Source organism: Psychrobacter piscatorii (assembly GCF_904846415.1).
Classification (GTDB): domain Bacteria; phylum Pseudomonadota; class Gammaproteobacteria; order Pseudomonadales; family Moraxellaceae; genus Psychrobacter; species Psychrobacter piscatorii.
Genome location: NZ_CAJHAR010000022.1, coordinates 25,838 through 50,592, shown reverse-complemented (window position 1 = coordinate 50,592; position 24,755 = coordinate 25,838). Strand labels below are relative to the sequence as shown.

Annotated in this window: 20 protein-coding genes and 3 tRNA genes; 10 read left to right on the top strand and 13 right to left on the bottom strand. The window is 44.7% G+C overall.

Annotated features, from left to right (window positions below):
• Nucleotides 1-66: 66 nt before the first annotated feature.
• The 7 genes from JMX83_RS10455 to JMX83_RS10425 all read right to left on the bottom strand — a co-directional run bounded on the left by JMX83_RS10455 (nt 67) and on the right by JMX83_RS10425 (nt 6,390).
• Nucleotides 67-1,122 (bottom strand): hypothetical protein, encoded by a 1,056-nt coding sequence (locus tag JMX83_RS10455; protein WP_201601451.1) that lies wholly within the window; start codon nt 1,120-1,122, stop codon nt 67-69.
• A gap of 288 nt (nt 1,123-1,410) precedes the next feature.
• Nucleotides 1,411-2,346 carry an AraC family transcriptional regulator gene (locus JMX83_RS10450; RefSeq protein ID WP_201601448.1) on the bottom strand — a complete coding sequence of 312 codons (936 nt, stop codon included), beginning with the start codon at nt 2,344-2,346 and terminating at the stop codon, nt 1,411-1,413.
• Between the two features lie 434 nt (nt 2,347-2,780).
• Nucleotides 2,781-2,856 (bottom strand) — tRNA-His (locus JMX83_RS10445).
• A 42-nt stretch (nt 2,857-2,898) separates the two neighbouring features.
• Nucleotides 2,899-2,975 (bottom strand) — tRNA-Arg (locus JMX83_RS10440).
• Between the two features lie 108 nt (nt 2,976-3,083).
• Nucleotides 3,084-3,160, bottom strand: a tRNA-Pro gene (locus tag JMX83_RS10435).
• Nucleotides 3,161-3,393: 233 nt separating this feature from the next.
• Complete coding sequence (locus JMX83_RS10430) at nt 3,394-4,914, bottom strand: McrC family protein (protein WP_227675817.1); 1,521 nt, start codon at nt 4,912-4,914, stop codon at nt 3,394-3,396.
• Nucleotides 4,915-4,926: 12 nt separating this feature from the next.
• Nucleotides 4,927-6,390 carry an McrB family protein gene (locus JMX83_RS10425; RefSeq protein WP_201601445.1) on the bottom strand — a complete coding sequence of 488 codons (1,464 nt, stop codon included), beginning with the start codon at nt 6,388-6,390 and terminating at the stop codon, nt 4,927-4,929.
• Between the two features lie 310 nt (nt 6,391-6,700).
• Here JMX83_RS10425 and JMX83_RS10420 point away from each other — a divergent pair, with 310 nt between their 5' ends.
• Nucleotides 6,701-7,429: a DUF4442 domain-containing protein gene (locus JMX83_RS10420; RefSeq protein WP_201601442.1), complete on the top strand. Its 729-nt coding sequence runs from the start codon at nt 6,701-6,703 to the stop codon at nt 7,427-7,429.
• An 87-nt stretch (nt 7,430-7,516) separates the two neighbouring features.
• Nucleotides 7,517-7,993 carry a RidA family protein gene (locus tag JMX83_RS10415; protein ID WP_201601439.1) on the top strand — a complete coding sequence of 159 codons (477 nt, stop codon included), beginning with the start codon at nt 7,517-7,519 and terminating at the stop codon, nt 7,991-7,993.
• Nucleotides 7,994-8,139: 146 nt separating this feature from the next.
• Here the strand turns inward: JMX83_RS10415 and gspE are convergent, their stop codons facing one another.
• Nucleotides 8,140-9,672, bottom strand: a complete 1,533-nt coding sequence (gene gspE, locus JMX83_RS10410; RefSeq protein WP_201601436.1) for a type II secretion system ATPase GspE — start codon at nt 9,670-9,672, stop codon at nt 8,140-8,142.
• 384 nt (nt 9,673-10,056) lie between these two features.
• Here gspE and JMX83_RS10405 point away from each other — a divergent pair, with 384 nt between their 5' ends.
• Entirely contained in the window at nt 10,057-10,839 is a 783-nt protein-coding gene (locus tag JMX83_RS10405; protein WP_201601476.1) for a thiazole synthase, read from the top strand.
• Nucleotides 10,840-10,959: 120 nt separating this feature from the next.
• Nucleotides 10,960-12,387 (top strand): WS/DGAT/MGAT family O-acyltransferase, encoded by a 1,428-nt coding sequence (locus JMX83_RS10400; protein WP_201601434.1) that lies wholly within the window; start codon nt 10,960-10,962, stop codon nt 12,385-12,387.
• Between the two features lie 57 nt (nt 12,388-12,444).
• On the opposite strand, the gene JMX83_RS10395 is transcribed toward JMX83_RS10400, so the two are convergent.
• Nucleotides 12,445-13,272, bottom strand: coding sequence for an inositol monophosphatase family protein (locus JMX83_RS10395; RefSeq protein ID WP_075105898.1), 828 nt, complete (start codon nt 13,270-13,272; stop codon nt 12,445-12,447).
• 353 nt (nt 13,273-13,625) lie between these two features.
• The gene (gene dxs, locus JMX83_RS10390; RefSeq protein WP_201601432.1) at nt 13,626-15,683 is read right to left on the bottom strand and encodes a 1-deoxy-D-xylulose-5-phosphate synthase; all 2,058 of its coding nucleotides are present in this window, start codon (nt 15,681-15,683) and stop codon (nt 13,626-13,628) included.
• A 534-nt stretch (nt 15,684-16,217) separates the two neighbouring features.
• On the opposite strand from dxs, the gene ribA reads away from it, so the two are divergent.
• The 3 genes from ribA to JMX83_RS10375 all read left to right on the top strand — a co-directional run bounded on the left by ribA (nt 16,218) and on the right by JMX83_RS10375 (nt 18,795).
• Nucleotides 16,218-16,925 carry a GTP cyclohydrolase II gene (ribA, locus tag JMX83_RS10385; protein ID WP_201601430.1) on the top strand — a complete coding sequence of 236 codons (708 nt, stop codon included), beginning with the start codon at nt 16,218-16,220 and terminating at the stop codon, nt 16,923-16,925.
• Nucleotides 16,926-16,932: 7 nt separating this feature from the next.
• On the top strand, nt 16,933-17,943 hold the full coding sequence (gene hemF / locus JMX83_RS10380) for an oxygen-dependent coproporphyrinogen oxidase (protein ID WP_406947629.1): 1,011 nt from the start codon (nt 16,933-16,935) through the stop codon (nt 17,941-17,943).
• A gap of 378 nt (nt 17,944-18,321) precedes the next feature.
• The gene (locus JMX83_RS10375) at nt 18,322-18,795 is read left to right on the top strand and encodes a c-type cytochrome (RefSeq protein WP_201601428.1); all 474 of its coding nucleotides are present in this window, start codon (nt 18,322-18,324) and stop codon (nt 18,793-18,795) included.
• A gap of 126 nt (nt 18,796-18,921) precedes the next feature.
• Here the strand turns inward: JMX83_RS10375 and JMX83_RS10370 are convergent, their stop codons facing one another.
• The 3 genes from JMX83_RS10370 to JMX83_RS10360 form a co-directional block, all read right to left on the bottom strand.
• A complete protein-coding gene (locus JMX83_RS10370; protein ID WP_201601426.1) occupies nt 18,922-19,899 on the bottom strand; it encodes a mechanosensitive ion channel family protein in 978 nt (325 codons plus the stop codon).
• Between the two features lie 77 nt (nt 19,900-19,976).
• Nucleotides 19,977-20,537: a lactoylglutathione lyase gene (gene gloA / locus JMX83_RS10365; protein ID WP_201601424.1), complete on the bottom strand. Its 561-nt coding sequence runs from the start codon at nt 20,535-20,537 to the stop codon at nt 19,977-19,979.
• Between the two features lie 154 nt (nt 20,538-20,691).
• A complete protein-coding gene (locus JMX83_RS10360; protein WP_201601422.1) occupies nt 20,692-21,330 on the bottom strand; it encodes a carbonic anhydrase in 639 nt (212 codons plus the stop codon).
• A gap of 413 nt (nt 21,331-21,743) precedes the next feature.
• Between JMX83_RS10360 and potA the strand changes: the two genes are divergently transcribed.
• From potA to potC, 3 genes are read left to right on the top strand one after another with little or no spacing between them, the layout of a single operon-like run.
• Complete coding sequence (gene potA, locus JMX83_RS10355) at nt 21,744-22,985, top strand: spermidine/putrescine ABC transporter ATP-binding protein PotA (RefSeq protein ID WP_201601419.1); 1,242 nt, start codon at nt 21,744-21,746, stop codon at nt 22,983-22,985.
• Entirely contained in the window at nt 22,985-23,863 is an 879-nt protein-coding gene (potB, locus tag JMX83_RS10350; protein ID WP_201601416.1) for a spermidine/putrescine ABC transporter permease PotB, read from the top strand. The genes potA and potB overlap by 1 nt, the downstream gene beginning before the upstream one ends.
• Nucleotides 23,863-24,651: a spermidine/putrescine ABC transporter permease PotC gene (gene potC / locus JMX83_RS10345; RefSeq protein WP_201601413.1), complete on the top strand. Its 789-nt coding sequence runs from the start codon at nt 23,863-23,865 to the stop codon at nt 24,649-24,651. The genes potB and potC overlap by 1 nt, the downstream gene beginning before the upstream one ends.
• Nucleotides 24,652-24,755: the final 104 nt, after the last annotated feature.

The window sequence follows — 24,755 nt, the reverse complement described above, 5'->3', positions numbered from 1 at the left end:
AAAATCACAGGTAGGGGTTTGGATGTATGGCTTAACAAAAAGGGCAATGTCTATAAAAACTATCTATTAAAGCGGGGTTGAGTCGTTACTATCAGGCATCAAGCCTTGTAATAATAAGACATCCAAATGCTGCTGCTGGAGTTTTTTATCAAAATCATTAACCTCAGCAATCAGCATTCTCTCAATGCGTTTATCACTCGCAAACACACTCAAGCGCGCACAAATCACTGCCAGCTGATAGACACGTTTTTTACAATACCCATCCAGACCTTGTAAAAGCCTGACCATATGCGGCGTCTCAAGGCTAGCATAGTCATAATCAGCAACGACTTGCTGACCGAGCGCTGCCACACCATAACTGATAGATAAGTGTGCGCAGAAATAACAGCTGAATAAATACCCAACCACGTGACCGATATAATAACCGCGATCATAGGTAAAGCTGCTCACGCCAAAGTGACCGAGCACGTAGCTGTTGAGACTGCCTTGATCGCGGATTGGCTTGCCATGTTTTAGCTTACCGACAGTGGCAAAACACAGCGGGTTGCGCCCATCCTGCGTGGTAAGCTGCCAACCTGCTGGCTGCTGAGCGGGCATATGATGGACGATATCTGCAATAATATCATCGACCACGTGCAGCTGCTGCCAGAGTCGTTCAAGCATTTCCGTATCCATCAAACCACGCTTATCGAGCTGCTGAGCAAGCAAATACTGCTGATATTCTGCAAATTGTGATTTGAGTGTTTGTACTAAATACGTGGGGCGCGTATTGGCGGATGCCATATATAGCAGTCGAGTACGTTCATGCTGGGTATGATAAAGAGCCACACGCTGCGCAGCTACGTTTGACTCGTTGGCGGTAGGCTGTATGGTTGATGTATCGGTGTCAAGCTGCTCGCTAGCCCCTACTTCATCAATGCTCTCTTTGGTATCTGACAAAGTAAATAATGTTAATAATGCCGCTTTATCAGGCATCTCAGCCGTATTAGCTGATACCGTTTTGCCAGTATGCACGTTATCTTGCGCATTAGCTTTATCAGATTTCTGTTCTTTTTTAGCAGTTGCAGTAGTACCTTGGTGGCTATTGGCTTCTGTACTTGGTTTTGCGGTCGGTTCAGTCATAACATACCATCAGCAGCAAAAATAAACATCGTCTCGATCCTCTTATATCACTGGCATATAGTCACATATTATGCGTCAAATATAAACACTTACACCTCGACGACTCATTATTCCATAGTACCTGAACACAAGCGTATTGTCAGCCTTACCTAACCAAAATAGCGCCAGTTGATTGCCAAGTATTTTACCTATGTAAATGCTAGATTTATCAATCAAAAAAAGCGCTAAGGATACCTTGGTCGCCTTAACGCTTTTAATAAATGAACACTGAGGACGTCAAAAAATAACTTATGCAAGCTTTTGCTGTTGATACTGTTGACGGTACGCTTTGGGTGAGACACCATAAACGCGTTTGAACGCCTGACTAAAAGTTGAATCTGACGCATAGCCCACCATATCACTGATACGGCTGATACTATTTTGCTGCAAGCGCAAATAGCGTGCTGCCAAACGCAAGCGGTAATCAATCAAATAAGTCAGCGGCGGCATCCCTACCGTATCTTTAAAGCGCTGGGCAAAGCTCGAGCGCGACATACCTGCCACCTCTGCAAGCTTATGAATGGTCCAGCTTTGACTTGGCGCCTCGTGCATCGCTGCTAGTGCCTTGGTCAAAAATGGATCTTTCATGGCCTTTAGCCAACTCTCAGTCGCCTCAGGTAAGCTTTCAATATAAACGCGCAAACATTCAATCATCATAATGCTTGCCCAATGATTGATCACAGCCGTTTTGCCCATGCGTTCGCGCTCAGACTCCAAGGTCAAAAGCTTGATCTCCACATCAATCACCTCGAACCGACCATCAGCAGCATCATTGAGCTCAGGCAATATCGGTGGTAGCACAGATAGTAGAGGGCTAATCATCTCTTTGTCGTATTTACATTCAATCAAAATCAATGAGGAATTAGGATCGCCATTGCCATCGATCTCAAGCGTGCGATCTTGACAATTGGTCAGTAACTCATCAAGGGGTTCAGCCACGTCACCATGATGATTGAGTGCATAGCTTACGTGCTTGTGCGCGTTCGGGATCATAATCATATCACCAGCACGAGCTTCGCGTAGGCCGTTGCCAACGTCTATGCAAAAACCACCCGACATCACCAAGTAAAATAAAATGGTGTCTTTTCTACTCATAGAATAAGACCAATTGCCAGCACCATTCAAACGATAATACTTGGTCTCAAATAAGTGCACATTCTGTAGCAATACGCTCAATGCGTCCATCAATTAGTTCCTCAATAATACAGGGTCAATAACAACAAATCTTAAAAAGGCGAGGGTGTATCCAAAATGCTTTAAATTTTTTCGGTGTAGCCAATACGATGTTTTCATCAGCAGGACGCATCAAGACCTAAGCATAATGCCCGATTTAAAACATGATGTCTATTCACTCATAAGCAGTACTAACCAATAGTAGAGCAGACACAGTCAGTTTAGGTTTTTGAAGAAAAACCTATCGCAAAATTGATATGAATAAGAAGTCAGTAAATCACTAAACAATTAAAGGTTCAGAAAGCTTTAACCGTTTAATATTATAGGATAATACAGGGAAATAGAAATCAAGCAGACACAAAAAAACGCCAACAGTGGCGAGTGCTATTTATTAGATAAGATTTAGTATAAAGATAGGATTTATATGCAGATAATGCAAAATAAAATGGGGCGACTGATGGGACTCGAACCCACGACAACCGAGATCACAACCCGGGGCTCTACCAACTGAGCTACAACCGCCATAACTATTGCCAAAAGAATAGGCAAGATTTGCAGGCTAAATGGCGCGCCTGGCAGGATTCGAACCTGCGGCCACCTCCTTAGAAGGGAGATGCTCTATCCAGCTGAGCTACAGGCGCTCTTAGAGGACTTTTATACACTATCATTCAGTTTATAATATAATTTTTACTATATCAGAAACTAAATCATTATACATAAAAAAAAGCCTGTAAGGCTCTTAAAATAGATGGTCGGAGTGATAGGATTCGAACCTACGACCCTCTGGTCCCAAACCAGATGCGCTACCAAACTGCGCCACACTCCGAAATTCTCTATTATTACGATAGTTTGTTGATTAACTCGTTGTTGGCAATGCCGCTAACTTGTTAATGTTCCTCGCTATCGAGGTGCACATATTAAGGGGTAAAGGCGATTGTGTCAACACCTATTTTCGATTAATTTTAAATAATCTCTAAATTCTTTCAAAAAAGGCATTTTTATAAAAATAGTCTCTTCAAAAACCTTTGTTAATTATGATTCTTATGATTGATGGAATCATTATGCCTCATTCAAATTCGCAGGCAAATCACCGTTGACCATACCTGTCAGCACATCGAACGGTATCAACCATAAATCCGCATGGTTTGAGTGGTTACTTTTAGTACCATCGATAATGTCACTTTTACTATCGCCACTGTCACGATACATTTGCTGCTTAAGCGCAACTGGTCGTCTCTTGTCTCCTAATACAGGATATACCATCCAACCTTGCCCTGCTTGATAGGCCTGTGCATAGCTGGTCAACTGATAGGCGTCACTGGCAGTAATGGCACCAGCATGAGGCAGATATTTCCATTTGATATCGATGACATGGCTATAGCAACCGTTTACCGTCTCTTTACTAACCGCGGTGTCACTCTGATTTTGGTTATTATCATTATCAGCCGTTTTGTATATCAGCAAATCTGGTCGTATCGATACGCATGCTTGACCCTCGCTATCATTGAGCCAAACACTTTGGATTTGGTAAAAAGGACGATAATTGCTACTCAATTGCTGAAACATCGATGCGATGCGCTGACTCGCCCACTGTTCAAACGCCTGATTCATATCGATTAATAGACATAATTTTGGCTGAGATAAGTTTGGTCGAGTAGGGTCAATACCATAACCTGTCGATGCATTCGACTGCTGTAACAGCCAATAAGCTAGGTCTACCAACTGCTGCGCGGCTTGCAGTTGCTGTTTTTGTAATGGCAGGACGCTTAACTGCTGCTTTGCTTGAGTATATATTGACTCTAGCCGCTGTAGTTCACGCTGGTTTAGCCCAGATAACGGCTGCCATGGTTGTAAGAGCGGTGTACATATAGATCTAGGCAGTAATGGCATAAGCCATACCAATGCGCTCTTGATCAAGCGATTGGCCAGCATATCTTGACTCAGCACACTACGCTCACAGACAAACTTATGCGGCTGCATGCTGTTATTTCGTAGCTGCTCTTTGATGAGCAGGCGCCCTTGTAGCGATGATTGGTTATTGATCTGCGCCTGATAGTGCTGGGTTGGCTGATAACGAACCAAGCGCTGCAAAAACTGCTCTAATAGCCAGTCTGACAACGGCGGAGCCTCGACAGATAATGGCATTGACTGATCACTAAATTGACCTAGGTTTTTCATGCTAGGCAGCTTACGACTTTGACGCGCATCAAGACGAGTCAAGTCGGATAACATGCCTTGTACCCAGTGACGAGTCTGAGCAATATTATTATATTGAGTGGATTGATTAAGTTTTGGCAATAGCTCAAGTGTCATACCACTAGGCAAAAGGATAATTCCTATATGATGCCCAACCTTGAGCTGCCACTGTCCTTGTTTACGCTTGATGGTAAATACGGCAAACTCTTGTGCCATTAGCCAGTGAAAGTCAGAGACACGCGGGAAATCTTGCGCTGTGAGGCGTTGATGTTCAAATACCGTGACAACCTTCGCTGCGGGATCCTTACTGTTAGGCATACGAGCATAAAAACTATCTGCATTAATATAGTTTCCTTGCGCATAGTATTGATTATGAGTTCTCACTAAACAACCACCTTACTCGTACAAACGCTGATAGATAGCGGGCTTGCCAAACTCATTGGTCTTAGCAATAAGATCAGGATTCATTATATAGCTACCTACGTTCATCGATTGACCAAGAAAGGCGCCTTGCCCTGCAAACATTTGATGTTGAGTCGTTGTATGGTTCTTACTCATCGGATCATACAAATCATTATTTATCATTGTTTGGCTATCGTGGATGAACTGGGTGCTTAACGGTTGCTGCTCATCTCTAAAAATATACTGCAATATAGCCACTTGACCGCCCGCAGCTTGCGCCAACTGCGGGATGATCTGTTCGACCAACACCATTTGTAATTGCTCTAAATCATCGACTGAAAATAAAAAAGCATGCCCCAACTGTGCCTCTGCTCCTAGCGTCTGTGTGATACGCATGTTTAAGCCTGTTAGCAATTTGCTTAAATCTACCGTGTCTGCTTCTGCACGATCAGTCGCGCTAGCGATATCACCAATTATCGGTAATAATTCAGGCTGCGGTGGACAATCAATGAAGCGGAAACGTCGACGCAATGCCATATCAAGCGGCGCGAGCGAATGATCTTGTGTGTTCATGGTGGCGTAAATATCAACATTGGCAGGCACACTAAAAGCACGCCCAGAATACGCCAAATGAATCGTCATCGCATTTGGCTTGCCAGCACGCTTGTCTGGCTCGATCAAACTGAGCAGCTCGCCAAATACTCGTGACACATTGGCGCGATTGATCTCATCAATCAACATCGCGTAACGATGCTGAGGGTCACGCGCAGCACGCTGACATAGCTTTAAAAAGGCCCCATCTTGAACGGCGTAGCTCATTTGGGTATTACTCGAGTGACTGTTATTTGCGTGGATAGAGCCGCTCATAACAGGACGAATACCTTCGACAAACTCTTCATAACCATAGGCTTGATGGAAGCTCACCATACTAAAACGCTGCTGTCCAGAATTTTGGTTTTGATTGGACTGGTTATCACGCTGTGCCTGCTGAAACTCCGCCAATTGCTGTGACAACTCTCTCAGCAATACCATACTCTCAGGCAGTAAATACCATGCGCCGCTGTTATCTTTGTCAAAATACGCTTGGCTGGCTCGATTATCAAAACTGACGGTTTTAGAATCTATGGGACTATGTCTGCGAAGCTCTAACCAAGCAGTGCTCTCTAGGTTTTTCTCACGTGAGTTTTGTGCCGCTTTAGTGATAAAAAAAGGATGGTCGACAAGCTCTCGTACCTTGACCAAATCCTGTTGTTCAGCCCGTAAGTCTAAAAATATCAAACACAGTACTTCACGCCAGCTTAGGCTTTGCAACAGCTGCCCAAGTAGCACTTCATTATTTGTCTCAGGTAGATAATCGGTATATTGCTTCGCGATTTGGAGCAATCGATAGGTTTTGCCAGTACCCGTGACGCCAGTATAAATAATATTGGTCGGCTCGTGAGTAGACATATCAGACATAGCATCATCCAGTATTGAAAATTTATAAAATAAGACGTACCAACATCACGCTATTATAGCGCGGTGGTATAGTAAGAGATTGTCTACTAAGCAGATCCGTGCATCACCATTGAGCTATTTTAATTATTTAAGACTATATCCTAGCAACACAATATAGATGACTGCTGTTTTATAAGCGCAGCAGTTCATGCTAATAATAGTAGGAAAGCAGCGGTTAATGTACCATAGTGTTTGTAATGGCTTTGCTAACACTTACTGTTTGCCACTATCAAAAAACAACATTCGATTTATCTACATTAAGGAATTTTGTATGTCAGGATTATTAAAAAAACTGCCCGTCAAGCTGATCAATAAAAAACCAGCCAAAGTCTCTGACAGCACAAGATCATCCATCGAAAAACCCAGCAGCACGCTAAAACCAATCAGTAATCAATTCACCAAACTGTTATCTGTGACCAAATATCTACCTGCCAGTGCGCGCTCAAGCATTCTCTCAAAAGCCTTTGGTAAAGTTGTACCCTACGTAGGGACAACAGGCGTGTATTATGAAATGGTTGAGCCCAATCAAGTCATCGTCAGTCTAAACAATGTCAAAGGGGTACAGAATCATATTGGTTCAATCCATGCAGTAGCCATTACTTTACTGGCTGAAACGGCAACTGGCTTCATTTTGGGGTTAAACTTACCCTCTGATCGCGTACTGCTGATTAAATCCTATTCCGTTAATTTTTATCGCCCAATCAAAAAAGGTCAAATTGCAGCCGTAGCCAGTCTATCTGATGAGCAGCGCTTGCAGATTTTAAATACGCCAAAAGGTGAAATGGTTATTCCTTGCGTCATTGATGACCGTGAATCTGATAGTGACCGCGACCCGATTGTAGTGGAGATGACTTGGGCTTGGATTCCAAAATCTGAACTAGAGGCCCGCCGCCAAGGCAAAGCAAGTGACAATGCCTCAGAAGATAATACGGATACTACAGCAGATAACGAGCAAGACGATACACTCTCTGCAGATGACGAGACTATTAATAACAAATAATCGATTAAACCGACATAAAATGTGCTATTTGCATTTTATGGCGCATCTAGCATATTTGTGATCAATCAACTCAATAAGGAGACAAGGATGTCCAAACTTAGCACCTATTTATCTATCGTACCACTGGTTGCTATGTGCTCATTAGGCTTGGCTGTTGGTGCTAACGCCAATCCGGCGACAGCTCCTGCCGCTAATACTAAATCTAGCCCGACTTTTTTGGGTGATGGCGGCCACTATCCTTTTTCAGAAGCCGTACGTGTTGGCAATACATTATATATGTCAGGACAAATTGGTATTAAAGACGGCAAATTGGTCAAAGGCGGTATCGACGCTGAAACCAAACAAACACTAGATAATATCCATAGCACGCTACTAAAACATGGCTACCGAAAATCTGATATCGTTAAATGCATGGCCATGCTGACTGATATGGATGACTTTGATGATTTTAACAAAGTCTATAAGGCAGAACTGTCTAGACCTTATCCTGCACGCTCAGCGTTTGGCGTATCGGAGTTGGCCGCAGGAGCGAGCGTTGAGATTGAGTGCATCGCTGCCAAGTAATAGCAGTTGAAAACGTTACCCTGTTAATTTCAGAAAAAAGACCAGATAACTGGCTATTTCGCTCAGTTATCTTTTTCTACTTTTCAGACATTGCGCACCAGACACTGTTCTCCAAATACTGTTTCTCATCGTTTATAGCTAAGCACTTATACCAGTATCATATCATCCGTTAAGGCACTTTCCTTCGTCACTCGCAGTACTTCTTCTAGTGTCGTTCGCCCTTCCATCACTTTACGTAGACCATCCGCGCGAATCGATGGTGTCTGCTGGCGAGCATACGCTTCTAACTCATACTCAGCGGTATTACTATGAATCATGCGGCGCAGCGTATCATCAACTGGTACGACTTCATATATCGCCGTACGTCCTTTGAATCCTGACTGATTGCATTTATCGCAGCCAACTGGCTTGGGTAGACGAATCGCATTACCTTCTAAAGCTGGCTCAATACCAATTTCGGTAAAAAGTTTGGTTTGTTCGGTATCTGCTGCCTGCCAGCCATGACAATGTGAGCATAAAGTACGCACTAAGCGCTGTGCCACCACGCCGATCAGTGACGACGATAATAAAAATGGCTCAACACCCATATCTTGCAATCGAGTGACCGCGCCAATCGCGGTGTTGGTATGCAGCGTTGATAAGACCAAATGCCCTGTCAAAGATGCCTGTACAGCGATCTCTGCTGTCTCTAAATCACGAATCTCACCCACCATCACCACATCTGGATCTTGACGCAACATCGCGCGCAGACTTTTGGCAAAGGTCATATCCACCTTATTATTAACCTGTGTCTGTCCGATACCATCGAGCTGGAACTCAATTGGATCTTCGGCGGTCAAAATATTGCGCGTTTGGTCATTGAGATCTGTCAGTGCCGAATATAGCGTGGTGGTCTTACCCGAACCCGTCGGCCCTGTGACCAAGATAATCCCATGAGGACGATGAATCAAGCGCTTCAGCTCAGTATAGTCATTATCAGATAGCCCCAAATACGTCATGTTAAGACGTCCCGCTTGCTTGTCTAGTAGACGCATCACCACGCGCTCGCCAAAGCTCGACGGCAGTGTCGATACACGCACATCGACTTCTCGCCCTGCCAGTCGTAAGCTAATACGCCCATCTTGTGGTACACGCTTTTCTGCGATATCCAGTTTGGCCATGACTTTGATACGCGAAACTAATAACGGAGCCAGTTGACGTTTTGGCGTGATAATTTCTTTAAGCTCGCCGTCGACTCGAAAGCGAACCACTAAGCGTTTTTCAAAAGTTTCGATATGAATGTCTGAGGCGTTTAGGCGAATGGCTTCTGACAACAGCGCATTGATCAGACGAATAATGGGCGCATCGTCTTGCTGATCCATCAAGTCTTCAGTCTCAGGGACGCTATCTGCTAAGCTATCAAGATCCGGATGATCCTCAAGCCCAGCAGCGATATGCTGCGACTCTCCGGTATTACCAGCGTAAGCCGCGTTCATACGTTTTTCAAAATCATCCGAGCTGACACTTTCGTAAGTTGGTACGCCGCGACTACCTTGCTGCTGTAAAAACCGCACCGCTTCATTGATTGCGGATAATGGTGTGGCTTTCGTCAACACCAAAGTTGGTGGCAACTCAGGGTCAATGGCAAGTATGGCCAAAATCTGATGGCGTTTCGCAAAGCTGTACGGCAACTGCATCATAAAGACAACCTAATAAATAGAGATAGTGTCAAATAGACAATCACACCAAAGCACTGTAAATACACTGAGCTTGACTGACTAAGCCCAAAAAGATTGCAAGTAAGATTGCATGAGTTTGTTATAATAACATTTTGTCTTAGACGCGTATTATTTTATGTGGTCGGCGTTTTTTACGTATCGCCACTCGCCTATTTTTACGGTATGTATAGCCAACTTATCATGCGATTTTTTATTTTGCTAACAGTGCGCTATTATTGTCTACTGCACTTTTTTAATATTACTTAGAAATCTCGTTATATTTTTTCTGTCCACCTTGCCCGCTCGCCATTAGGATTTTTAGTTATGTCAGAGAACGTTAGCACTGCTACTCACCCGACACCACTTTTGCAAGATACTTTTACCGTTGGTAGTCGTACCTTTTCCTCTCGCCTGCTGGTCGGTACGGGCAAATACAAAGACATGAGTGAGACTGGAGAAGCGATTGCCGCTTCGGCAGCAGAAATCGTGACTGTCGCTATTCGCCGTACCAATATTGGACAAAACAGCAATGAGCCAAATTTGCTTGATGTGATCTCTCCTGACAAATATACGATTTTGCCGAACACGGCTGGCTGCTTCGATGCCGAAACTGCCATTCGTACGTGCAAACTTGCTCGCGAGTTATTGGACGGGCACAATCTGGTTAAGCTTGAAGTATTGGGCGATGAAAAAACCCTTTATCCTAATATCACTGAGACCTTAAAAGCGGCTCAAGTACTGGTGGATGATGGCTTTGAAGTCATGGTCTATAGCTCAGATGATCCTATCGTCGCCCAAGAGCTAGAAAGCATGGGCTGTGTCGCCATCATGCCACTTGGGAGCTTGATTGGTTCTGGGCTTGGCTTACTCAATCGCCATACCCTCAGCCTCATCATCGAAAACGCCAAAGTGCCCGTCTTGGTCGATGCAGGTGTCGGTACAGCATCTGATGCTGCGATTGCCATGGAGCTTGGCTGTGATGGCGTTCTGATGAACTCAGCGATTGCTAATGCGCAAAACCCTGTGATGATGGCACATGCCATGAAACATGCCGTATGGGCAGGCCGCGCCGCATTTTTGGCTGGTCGTATGCCGATGCGTAAGATGGCAACTGCCAGCTCACCGCAGACAGGATATTTTTTCCAGTAGGCGCTTGCTTGGGTCAGCTCTAACAAAAAACCGATTATAAAATAATAAGACAGAAATCTGGTTGGCTCAGCCACCTGTCAGCTATAATTTTTATTCATTATCGTCATAAAAGGATTTATTATGCGACTTCTCACAGCAGTCGACCAGTTGTTCTTACTTCTTGAGTCGCGTAAACAGCCAATGCACGTTGGCGGATTGTTTTTATTTGAATTACCCGAAGGTGCTGATAGCGACTTTGTCTATCAGCTGGTAAAACAAATGCAAGAATCCGATGTACCGCCGAGCTTTCCGTTCAATCAGGTGCTAGAGCATTTGGTGTTTTGGAAAAAAGACAAAGATTTTGATGTTGAGCATCATTTTCATCATGTGGCGCTACCAAGTCCTGGACGGATCCGTGAGCTTTTGATGTATGTCTCAAGAGAGCATGGGCGACTGTTAGATCGTGCGATGCCTCTCTGGGAATGCCACGTCATAGAAGGGATTGAGCCAGAAGTAGAAGGTGGGCCTGAACGTTTTGCTTGGTATTTTAAGATTCATCACTCGCTCGTTGATGGTATCGCTGCCATGCGTTTGGTAAAAAAATCCTTATCACAATCCCCTACCGAGCCCGTCACCCTACCAGTATGGTCACTGATGGCGCGTCATCGTAATCAAGTGAATGCTATTTTGCCTGCCGAAAGATCTATCAGGCGCATCATGAAAGAGCAAATATCTACCATCAAACCGGTATTTACAGAACTGATAGACAATCTGAAAAACTATGGTGATGAAGGCTATGTCGGTACGTTTGACGCGCCGATGAGTATTTTAAACAGGCGCATTTCCGCATCACGTCGTATCTCGGCGCAGTCTTACGACATACAACGCTTTAATAAAATTGCCGAAAGACTGAAAATCAGTAGAAACGATGTGGTATTAGCCGTCTGTGCTGGCGCCATTCGTCGTTATTTGATCTCGATGGATGCGCTACCCAGCAAGCCGCTGATTGCGTTTGTACCGATGTCACTGCGTACTGATGATAGTATATCGGGCAACCAGCTGTCATTTGTACTGGCGAATTTGGGCACACATTTAGACAACCCACTACGCAGGATAGAGCTTATCCATCGCAGTATGAATAATGGCAAACGTCGCTTTCGCCGCATGAATCAAGCGCAAGTCATTAATTACAGCGTCATCGCCTATGCATGGCAAGGTATCAACTTGGCGACTGGTGTGTTTCCAAAAAAGCAGGCCTTTAACCTCATTATTTCTCACGTTCCTGGTTCTGAGAAGCCGCTGTATTGGAATGGTGCACGCTTACAATCACTGTATCCTGCTTCTATCGTATTCAACGGTCAAGCCATGAATATCACATTGGCCAGTTATTTGGATAGAATTGAATTTGGCATCACTGCTTGTAGTAAAGCATTACCGCGTGTCCAAGACATGCTCATGCTGATAGAAGAAGAGCTACAGTTGCTAGAAACTGTCAGTCAAGAGTTGGCATTTAAAGGTATCACCGTTGAAGACAAACCTGTTAAGAAAACAAAAAAGCTGGCTCCTTAACGGAACCAGCTTTTTAATACTTGACTCGCTCGGCGTTTAAGCCTGCTTATTTTGTGATTAGATCACATCGCCCCAGATTGGCACAACAGTTTGCATCAATGGCTTGAGCAGTTTGACGTTACAAGCAAAGATAGAGCCTGAAGTCATAGAATTGTGCGCGCCCGTGTGATCGACCACAACGCCGCGCGCTTCGGTGACGATAAGCTCACCCGCTGCGATATCCCAAGGCTTGATCGACATCTCAAAATAGCCATCAAAGCGACCAGCAGCGACATAACACAAATCAAGCGCCGCTGAACCCAGACGACGTACCTGACCACCAGCTTCAGAGATCTTTTGTAAGCTCTCAAAGTGCTGCTTGGCATAAGAGATCACTTCACCATTGCGCTTACGCTCAAGCGGATGACCTGTGGTAAAAAACCCACCATCAATCGTTTTACGTTCGCTGACATTGATACGACGTTGGTTTAAACGTGCGCCTTTACCACGGCTAGCAGAGAACATCTCGTCACGGACTGGGTCATAAATGACGCCGTGCTGAGTCACGCCTTTGTGCTGTACAGCGATAGATACGCAGAACTGCGGTACACCGTGGACAAAGTTCTTAGTACCATCTAGCGGATCGATAATCCAGCACCAGTCAGCGTCTTCGCCGCGACCTTCTTGCATACCAAACTCTTCACCCAAAAACGAATGATTGGGATAGCTGGCTTTTAGTGTCTCAATAGTGAGCTCTTCGCTAAAGCGATCGATGCGTGTAACCAGACCATCAAGCCCTTTAGACTCTATATCTAACTCGATTTTGTGACGGTTTTGATGCGCATATAAAATCTCTTTACCAACTTTTTCAGCAGTACGCGCTGCGATGACGACCATGGGTTCCATAAATAACCTATTTGCTTGATGAATGAATATAAAAAATAAGACCAACTCTGTGCCCACAACATGCCAAACAGCCGCCGCATCACACCACATCTATGCGATTAAAAACGTGTCTTTTATAAATAAAAACTTATAAACGACAACCGCATTATACTAAAATTGTTCGATAAAAACGAAAAAACCGTCACGCTGACCAAGCCAGTATTTTGGGGGTCATACAAACTGCGCAAGTTGTAAAAAAGTCAGCACCTACGGCTAGCAGGCGTTTGCTCCATTCAAAGAGCTTATATCGGTTTTAATTAATATGTTTTTAAAGCAATAATTCTTAAATAATATTGTAAATCTAAAAATAAAAATTACGACAGCAGTTGCTTAAGCTGTTTAATTACGCCTTCGACATCCAAACCACAATCAGCCCACTGCTCTGCTTGTGAGCCATGCGCGATAAAGCGATCAGCAATGCCTATGTTGCCAATAGCTGAACGCTGACGTTTAAAAGCAGCCGACTCATTAAGCAAGTACTCATTGACCGCACTACCTGCACCGCCCATGACCATATGCTCTTCTAAGGTTGCGATATGCGTCACGCCTTGCGCCAATAAGCTCTCAAGCATTGTGGTATCTAGCGGTTTTACCCAGCGCATATTGACCACATGTACCTGACATTCTATCAATGCATCAGCACTGGTTAAGCTCTCGGCCGCTTGCTGAGCAGTCGCAACCATCGTACCAAAAGCCAATATCGCTAGCTTATAAGGCGCATCATTGCTGCCCAATACTGACTCAATAACGGCTTCACCTATTTTATAATTCTGTGCTGGCTGCTCGATAGCTGCGCCTGTACCGGTGCCACGCGGATAACGAACTGCCGTACATCCCTGATGTTCATAGCAAGTATTGAGCAGATGGTAGCATTCGTTCTCATCTTTTGGCGCAGCAATCACTATATTCGGGATACAACGTAAAAAGCTAAAATCAAAAACGCCTGCATGCGTGGCACCATCTTCACCAACGAGACCCGCTCGATCAATGGCAAACATGACATCGAGATTCTGTAGCGCCACGTCATGAATCAGCTGATCATACCCACGCTGCAAAAATGTCGAGTAAATCGCCACAATAGGTTTGACACCTTGCGTCGCCATGCCGGCCGCTAGCGTGACCGCATGTTGTTCAGCAATAGCCACATCAAAAAAGCGTGTTGGAAAATGACGAGCAAAGTCAATCATCCCCGAACCTTCTTCCATAGCAGGGGTGATGGCTAGCAACTTATCGTCTTCAGCCGCTTTATCGCATAAGAACTTGCCGAATACTTGCGAGTATTTTAGCGCAGGTTTTGTATTTTGTTTTGGTGCTTCTGTAGATTTGCTCTGAGACTCATTATGAATCTCTGCTGGCAGCTTACTAATCGCGTGATAGCCGACCGGATCTAGTTCTGCTGGTGCAAAGCCTTTACCTTTGGTGGTATAGATATGTACTAAAACAGGCCCTTTGACTTGTTTGGCAATTGACAGCACACGCAGTAGCTCAGGGATATTGTGCCCATCAAACGGACCAAAATAGGTAAAGCCAATCGCTTTGAATAAGTTGTCCTCTAACTGGGGCACATCACGCATCTCTTTGTGACGTTTACGCCGATCAAATGCTTGCATATCAGGACGCTGGCAAAGCACAGGCTTACCTGAATCAGAGATATCGACTTGGTAGCCCGACTCCCAAAGCATCGCTAGATGCCGCGAAAAACCACCGATAGAACAAGAAATCGACATATCGTTGTCATTTAAAATGACTAGTAGATCGGCATCTTGTTGGACTGCATCGTTCATGGCTTCAAAAGCCATACCACCGGTCATCGCGCCATCACCAATGATACAAGCAACGGTTTGCGCGCGGCCTTGATAGCGCAGCGCCAAGCTCATGCCCAGACCCGCTGAGATAGAGGTTGATGAATGCCCAACACCAAATGTATCGTAGATAGACTCTGCACGCTCTGGGAATGCAGTCAGACCATCTTTTGATCTGATCGTTGCCAACTGCTCACGGCGACCTGTCAGGACTTTGTGTGCATAGGCCTGATGACCCACATCCCATACGATCTGATCTTGCGGTGTATCTAGCAAATAATGCAATACAATCGTCAGCTCAATCACACCCAAATTGGCGCCAAAATGCCCGCCGCTTTGACCGGCTGAATACAACAAAAAAAGACGCAGTTCATCAGCCAACGTAATCAGCTGAGTGGTTGAAAACGCATTCATATCAGAAGGTGTGTCAATGGCATCAAGCAATGGCGTATGCGGACGCACGCGAGGAATCACAGTATAAGTCTGCTGTAAGCTCGATAGCTGGGCGGCAGAATCAGATACTGATGCAGATGAGGACTGAGACTTTGGGGAATGAAGTGACTGCTGCATAAACCGTACGATACCTACCAATCTGCTGACAAGACGTGTCTCCAATATAGCAATAGCTACAACTGAAAGACGTCAATAATATCTACATCATTATTGATGTAATCGACCATATAATTATTCATGCAACTTTTGCATTTCTATAGTTTTACTATGTATAACGTGGGCACACTACTATAATAGACCATGTTTCAATACTGCATGCTTCGACAATGAGGCTTAACATTATGCCCTATTATTTTGCATCAATATCGGATGTTAGTGACGACATAGTAATGTAAGGATAAAGACTTGTCACTGTATCCACCAAAATAGTATGGCATAATAGCATTTTTTTTTAATTGTCGCTTTAATCATCGTGCGTCGTCTGTGAACTTTGTGTGTTTTTATAATAAATACAATAAGCACGCGTTCTTTATGAAAGGGTTATACTGCTATCATCTTGGCCTTACCGTTCAGTCTAAGATGTCATCGCGGGTTTAATAGCACTATCACAAACCCTTCACCGCCACGATTATAGGCTTATGCAGGACAGCAATGTCATATCAATTTATCACTAGTGCCAAATTACCCACTCGTCACGGCGAGTTTGATATTCATATCTTTGAAAACGATGAAGGCCAAGAGCATGTCATGCTGACCGTCGGTCTGTCTGTGGTCGATCAAACGACAGGCACAATGACAGCACCTAGCTCAGATGACACGTTGCCGCAAGAACCAATTCCGCTGGTTCGGATTCATTCTGAGTGCCTAACAGGCGATGCGTTTAGCTCATTGAAGTGTGACTGCGGACCACAGCTCAATACTGCCATGCAAGCCATCCAAGAGGCTGGTTGCGGTGCTATTTTGTACTTGCGTCAAGAAGGTCGCGGTATCGGTTTGACCAATAAGATTCGCGCTTATGCCCTCCAAGATCAGGGACATGATACGCTGGATGCCAATCTCATGTTAGGCTTGCCTGCTGATGCGCGTATCTATGATATGTGTGGTCCGATGCTTGCCCATATCGGTGTCGACGCTGTCAGACTCATCACTAACAATCCAAACAAAGTTGCTTATTTGACGGAGCACGGTATCGATGTCGTTGAACGTGTACCCATGCTCGTTGGTGTGAACGATATGAACGCTGAATATCTAGCAACCAAACGCGATCGTATGGGCCACTTGTTTGATAAAAATATCAATCTCAATACAGATGCTTCTCTCGATACAGACCTTAATACCGCCATACACCTGAATAAATAGATATCTTATGAGTATTACAAATACAAATAACGAAACAGACTTATCAACGGTGGCGTCTGTGACGACGCCAACCAATGACGACATCATGCGAGTGCGCGAATTTTTGGTTGATTTACAGGCACGTATCTGTGAATCGCTAGAAGCACAAGAGCGTGATGGCAGTACTAATGACAACGAGCATGCGACCTTCGTTCCCGATGACTGGGAACGTCCTGAAGGCGGCGGCGGTCGGTCATGTGTATTGGCAGATGGCGAGGTCATCGAAAAAGCGGGCGTCATGTTTAGCCATATTCATGTCCATAACCTGCCTGCCTCAGCCACTGCCCGTCACCCAAATATCGCTGGGCGTAAAGCTCAGGCCATGGGTGTGTCGCTAGTTGTGCACCCCAAAAACCCAAACGTGCCAACCAGCCATGCCAATGTGCGTTTATTTGTCGCAGAAGCGGAAGGCGAGGCGCCTATTTGGTGGTTTGGTGGTGGCTTTGATTTGACGCCCTTTTATCCCGTACTCGCTGATTGTGTGCATTGGCATCAAGTCTGTCACGATCTGTGCGCACCTTTTGGGGACAATATTTATGCTGACTTTAAACAGTGGTGCGATGAGTATTTTCATCTGCGTCATCGTGATGAGCAGCGTGGTATCGGCGGTTTGTTTTATGACGACGTCAGTACAGAGAGTCGCGGCTGGGATTTTGAGACTTGCTTTAACTTTATGAAGGCCGTTGGCAATGGTTACCTTGACGGTATCATGCCGATTTTTGAGCAGCGTAAAGATATGCCTTATACCGAAGCACAGCGTGAGTTTCAGCTCTATCGCCGTGGCCGTTATGTTGAATACAATCTGGTCTACGATCGCGGGACTTTATTTGGACTACAAAGTAACGGACGTATCGAGTCTATCCTAGTCAGTATGCCACCACTTGCTAGCTGGCATTATCGTTTTGAGCCGACTGAGGGCACACCTGAATTTGAGTTGACTGATTATTATCTAAAACCACGTGATTGGTTAGCATTATAGATTTTGCAGATAACTTGTCGTTCAAGTTTTTGATAAATGATTTAAAAGGTCAGCTACGATAGCTGGCCTTTTTACATTCATATGATGACTGATACTGAATTTCACTGCATTGATATGACATTACTGATATGACATTTAAATAAAATGAACAATAATCGTGTTATTAACGCCATAAACTCTTTTTAATCACCTGAATGATTACGAGGATATAACAACTATCTCATTACCATTTTGTAGATAACCGCTACAATAAGAGAAGTTCTTTGGCGGCTACTGTACGTAAAAGAGTTTTCGGCAGTATTTTTATAATAATATTTGAGGCAAAGTGCGCGTTTATAGTGGCGCCTGCGATTAGCCAAGTTTAAAGGAGTAAGTCATATGGCACAGGTTTATACCAAAAAATCTTTGAAGTCTTTTTTTAGCATCACCTTAATGGCAGCGGCGCTGGGTTTGACAGCGTGTAGCGGTGCAGGCGATGACCCTGATATCAAAGCGCGCCAAGACAGCATGAAAAGCTGGGGCGATGCAATGGGGGTCATGGGTGATATGGTCAAATCACCAGATACCTTTGATGCGGCTGTTTTCAAAGAACAAGCGGCATTCTTGGCAGAAGACGCCTCAAGCCCTTGGAGTCATTTTGAAAACCAAGAAGCCATGGGCAATGCCGCTGAAGCCGTTTGGTCAAATGCTGATGGTTTCAGTGCTGAAGCGGACAACTTTCAAAAAGTGACTGCTGAGCTAAATGCTGCTGCACAGTCAGCCACTAGTGTCGAAGACGTTCAGCCTGCCTTTGGTGAAGTGGGCGCAAGCTGTAAATCGTGCCATACCGAATTTAGAGCAAAGAATGACTAACGCTTTATACTGGCCTAGTAGTTTGTAGAAAGACAAAAAAACCGCCATATTCAATGATATGGCGGTTTTTTATTGCTCAAAAAATATCACGCTAAGGCAGCTCTTTGAAATAACGCTCTGAGTAAATCACTCTGTCTCTATTTTTTTGGCATTATTAGCATCATCATTAACGTCCTCATCTTGCTGCTTATTTATTTGCTTAACAATAGATTTTACCGAAGGATCGCTTAGATCTATCGTACGTATTGGGAATGGAATATTGATATCTGCCGCATCAAGGGCGTTTTTGATCTCTACAATCACTTGATGAATTGAGGTGACCTTGTTGGCCTGCGTGCCATCTTCAATAAACCAGCGAACCATTAGATCTATGGACGAGCCGCCAAACCCTGTGGCAATCACACTTGGTGTCGCTTTCTTCGATACGCTCTCAACTTTATCCAAAGCTTGTAAAATCTCAGCTTTTGCCGTTTCGATATCGTCTTCATAACCAATGCCCACCGCTACTTGTAAGCGGCGCTGTTTATAAGCGGTATTGACAGTCAACGCCGAGGTATATAGCTCCGAGTTTGGAATAACCACTTGCCTGCCATCATAGGTCTTGATGGTCGTTGCACGGATTTTGATGTCCTCAACCGTTCCTTCATAATCCCCTGAGACGATCTGATCACCAATACGAAACGGCTCTGAGATCAGCAATAAAATACCAGAGAGTAGGTTTTGAAAAATATCTTTAAAAGCAAAGCCAATCGCAACCGAACCGATACCAAGCGCACCGATTAATTTGGCTGGTGTAAATCCTGGAATAGCAACAACCATAGCGATCATAAAGCCAATAAATAGAATAAGTGCCCCACCTATCCGCTGAAACACTTTCACCAAGTTTTGATGACGCACGCGCGCGCCCAAGGTTTTATGCACGACTTTTTTGAAAATAATCGACAACAGCCAAAAAATCCCCAACACAATGAGCGCCGCCACAAAATATGGAATGCGCTCAATAAAGCCACTTGCCAAGTCTTGCGTGGTATAGACCACTTGTTGATAGATGGTCACACCATCGGTTAGCGTATTCGATATGCGACTCACGTCGGGGGTGGGCATAAAGGGTTGCTCCTATTGCTGTCTTAGCGCGTGTTTAAAGGAATAAATAAATGAACATCTCACTGCTTCTTTGCCAGTTATGACATCAAATCAGCTTGTACGATTTCGATCCAATAGCCATCAACGTCCTTGATAAAGGCAATGTTTTTCATGCTGCCATCTTCTGGGCGTTTTTTGAACTCGACATCGTTCTTATCAAACCAAGCAACCGCTTCCTCTAGATTCGGTACGCTAAAACAAATATGACCGAAACCTTGTGGATCTTGATTGCCATCATGGTAGCTAAAATCAGCTTTTGTCTCTGTGCCATAGTTATGGGTTAGCTCCAAAATACCGCGCTGACGGAACGCAAAAATTTCCAAATCGTCACCAGAGGGTAGGTTTTCACGCTCGCTCTCGGTCAGCTTTGCCAAGAAATACAAGTCAAACTCCATATCAGGGAATTTTTTGACCGCAAGCAACGTCATACCCAACACGCCAGTATAAAAGTCCAATGATTTGGCAGGATCTTTGACGCGTAGCATGGTGTGATTAAAGGTAAAGCCTGTCGTTTGTGCTGAAATCGACTTCACACCATCTGCACTGATGCTGCTAGTAGGCTGTGCGATGGTTGCGTTATTATTAGATGGATTAGACATAATTATCCCAATATAATTTAGAAAATGCAGTTATAAATAAGCGAATCACGATGGTCGCAATTCGCTTGGTTCTTTCATCATAATAAAAAATGGCGAAATAATTGATAGGGTTTTGTAAGAATATGAACAAAGTATGTTCATATTTACAGATATATTAGCCGTCTAAGAACCTTACCTTACCCGTCTCTAGGTCATACTCAGCACCGACAACAAGTAGTTGACCACTGTTGGTCAAGTCCTCTAGTGCACGCGATCCATGTCTGAGCTGACTCACTGACATGCGCACGTTGGCACGGATAGAGCGATCAACCAGCTCATCGGCATCGACGTCTTGACCATTGGCCGTTGCCAGCTCATGCAAGTTATAAACACTTGGGCGAATACGATCAACGATCGATTGCAAATTAGGTGAATAATTCTGTTCAGGATTAATCAGTGTCTCGACGCAGGCTGTGACAGCACCGCATTTTGAATGTCCAAGGACAACCACCAACTGCGTACCGAAGGCCTCGGCCGCAAACTCAATTGAGCCAATCTGTGATGGCGCCACTACATTGCCGGCCACACGTATGACAAACAAATCCCCCAAACCTTGATCAAAGACAATCTCAACGGGTACTCGTGCGTCCGAGCAGCCCAAAATAATGGCCAATGGATTTTGATCCTTGACCAATTCTGGGCGACGCTGCATATATTCATCGGTACTGGTGAGACTATCCACGTAGCGGGCATTACCTTCTTTTAACAGCTCAAGGGCTTCTTGACCTGTTGTTGGACGTATATCAGTAGGCATGAGAGATCCTTTATTATCAATAATATGAGAGTTATAAACGGCTTTTCACACATGTATGCAGACATTGAGGTGCGAGCAGATACTAACCTAGCAGACTCATTATGTTTGTCAGCCATACCGTGATTGTATAGGAATAGAGGCCAAAAAACGGTAAAAAATTTTGTTTAAATGTCGTTATATCAAAGCATATATCATCAAAATTAGAACCCCTCCTAGCGCTACCATAACGGTACAACTCGCGTAATTGATAACGAACTTGCACTGATTTGTATCACGGGTTTGTTATAATACGCAGCAATCAGGCAACAATCAGACAGTAATCAAATCGTGCTGACACTCATGCCAGCCCCTTTAAAAACAACGCTCCAGCTTGGTGGCTGCACTGATCTACTAGACGCTTAGGAACAAATATTATGATCGACCCCTCTGCACATACGCACCCTACCTCCGCGTCGCCTCAGGATGACAAGACGTTGCTGCAATTAAATGGTATCAAAAAAACCTACGATCAAACCGAGGTTCTAAAAGACATCAACCTTGATATCAAGCACGGCGAATTTTTGACCCTGCTTGGGCCCTCAGGCTGTGGCAAAACGACATTACTGCGCTTGATTGCAGGTTTTGAGCAGCCAAATGCGGGGACAATCTATCTAGATGGCGTACAGATGGCAGGATTGTCCGCTGATAAACGTCCGGTCAATACCGTCTTTCAGCAGTACGCGTTGTTTCCACATATGAGCGTCGCCCAAAATGTCGCTTATGGATTAAAGTTAAAGAAAGTCCCGAAAGACGAGATTCAAGCGCGTGTGAGCGAGATGCTAGCCATGGTGCAGTTGGAGCATTTGGCCAATCGCAAACCGCAAGATTTATCTGGTGGGCAGCAGCAGCGCGTGGCGATCGCCCGTGCGGTGATCAATCGCCCCAAGCTATTACTACTCGATGAGCCACTATCCGCGCTCGATCATAAGCTACGCTTGCAAATGCAGTCTGAACTAAAGCGTCTGCAACGTGAGCTAGGCATTACCTTTGTCTTTGTCACGCATGATCAAGAAGAAGCGCTGTCTATGTCAGATCGTATTGCCGTGATGAAAGACGGTACATTCCAGCAAATCGGTACGCCTATCGAGATTTATGAGACCCCTGCCAACTTGTTTACTGCCAAGTTTATCGGTGAGACCAATCTGTTTAGAGCTGAGGTCAAGGGTGTCTATCCAGACCTTCCCGATCGCGATGGCAAAGTGACTAATGGACGCATCGAAGTCGAAGTCTGTGAGGCTCAAGCGCAAGAAGGACCAACAACGCTACGTAACTTGCGCCGACCCAATTTTGCCAATGATGTACAAGTAGGTGACATCGTTAATTTACTACTTCGTCCCGAAGATCTACGAATATATGATCCAAAAGATAACGAGCATAGCGGACTATTGGGACGGGTCATCGAGAGTAATTATAAAGGCAGTACGTTAGACTCGATTATCGAGTTGGCGAATGGCCATATCATTAAGGCCTCTGAGTTTTTTGATGAAGACGACCCAAGCTTTGATTATAAACTAAACGAAGGCGTCAAAGTCTCATGGGTCGATGGCTGGGAGTGGGTGTTGCCAGAAGATACTAACGATACAAACAATGCGATCGCACAAAAGGATGGTAGCTGATGGCCCGCAACCACTTAGGCAGCAAAAGTCCGTTTCGTACGGCAACGCTCTGGCTGATCTGGGGTTGGCTACTGATATTTGCGCTATTACCAAACATATTGGTCATTGCTGTCAGTTTTTTGACCCGTGATAGCAGCGCCTTTATTAGCCTGCCTGTCAGTATTGACAGCTATGTGCGCATGGTTGATCCGTTATATTTTGAGGTCTTTGTTCATTCATTGTGGATGGCAGGTATCACAACGGTTATCTGTCTACTGCTGGGCTACCCTTTTGCGTGGCTCGTGTCCAAAGTAAAAGTGCGATGGCAGCCGTTACTCATGCTGCTGTTGATCCTGCCTTTTTGGACCAACTCTTTGGTGCGTACTTATGCGCTAAAACTGCTCTTTGCGAATAATGGCTTGATTAATAAGTCGCTGCTGGCAATCGGTGTCATTGATACCCCTATCGATATCTTATATACGCAAGGCGCGGTGATTGCTGGCCTAACTTACTTATTATTTCCGTTTATGGTACTGCCGTTATATGCAGTATTTACTGACTTACGCAATGACATGCTATTAGCCTCACAGGATTTGGGCGCAACTAAAACACAGACCTTTTGGCATGTGGTGCTGCCACTGACGACGCCGGGGATTATCTCTGGGGTGCTGCTTGTGCTCTTGCCGGCGATGGGTATGTTTTATGTGGCGGATATTTTGGGCGGCTCTCGTAACTTGTTGGTCGGTAATATCATCAAAAACCAATTCCTAGACGCCCGTGACTGGCCGTTTGGTGCTGCTGCTAGCGTGTTATTGACAGTGGCAATGGCGGTATTATTACTAGCCTACCGTGCCAGTAGTCGCCGCATTGGCAAGACCGATTTTAACGAGGTGGCCTAATGTCTTATTCGCGTACACTCAAGATTGGCAGTATCGCTGCCAAAGGCTATCTCGGTCTTATTTATACTTTGTTATATCTACCCATCATTGTTTTGGTGGTGATGTCATTTAACAAGTCAAAAATCGGCTACAACTGGGGCGGCTTTAGCTTAAAATGGTACGAGTCACTATTTAACAACCAAGCGATGCTCGATGCGTTTTGGCATTCTATTGTCTTGGGGTTGGTCGCGGCTACTGTTTCGACTCTTATAGGGACGCTCACTGCCCTCGCCTTACATCGTTATAATTTTCGCGGTAAAGGCTTACTAAATGGTCTGCTATTTGTCCTGATGATGTCGCCTGAGATTGTGCTGGCTATCTCATTGCTCGCGCTATTTTTGTTAATCGGTTTGCAGCTAGGCTTTATCTCCCTGCTATTAGCACACATTACCTTTTGCTTGCCCTTTGTAGTGATTACTGTCTTTGCGCGTTTGAGCAGCTTAGATGAGCGCTTGATGGAAGCGGCACGTGACTTGGGTGCTAACGAATCAACCATGGTGCGCACGGTATTGATTCCCGTTATCTTGCCAGCGGTCATGGCAGGTTGGTTACTCGCCTTTACTTTATCGCTTGATGATGTGGTGGTATCGACCTTTGTCACAGGGCCTAGTTATGAGATTTTACCGCTGCGTATTTATTCTATGGTGCGCGTCGGTCTCAAGCCAGAAGTCAACGCGATAGGTACGTTATTATTGGTTGCCTCGCTAGTATTGGTAGTCATCTCACAGTTACTATTGCGCAAGCGCTAAACGTTGATTATTTATTAACTTCTCACTAGTAGCAGACTATGAGTGAAATTCAGCTCCATATTGACTATAATGAATTTTTCTCACCTTAGCGGTTAGGTACTATT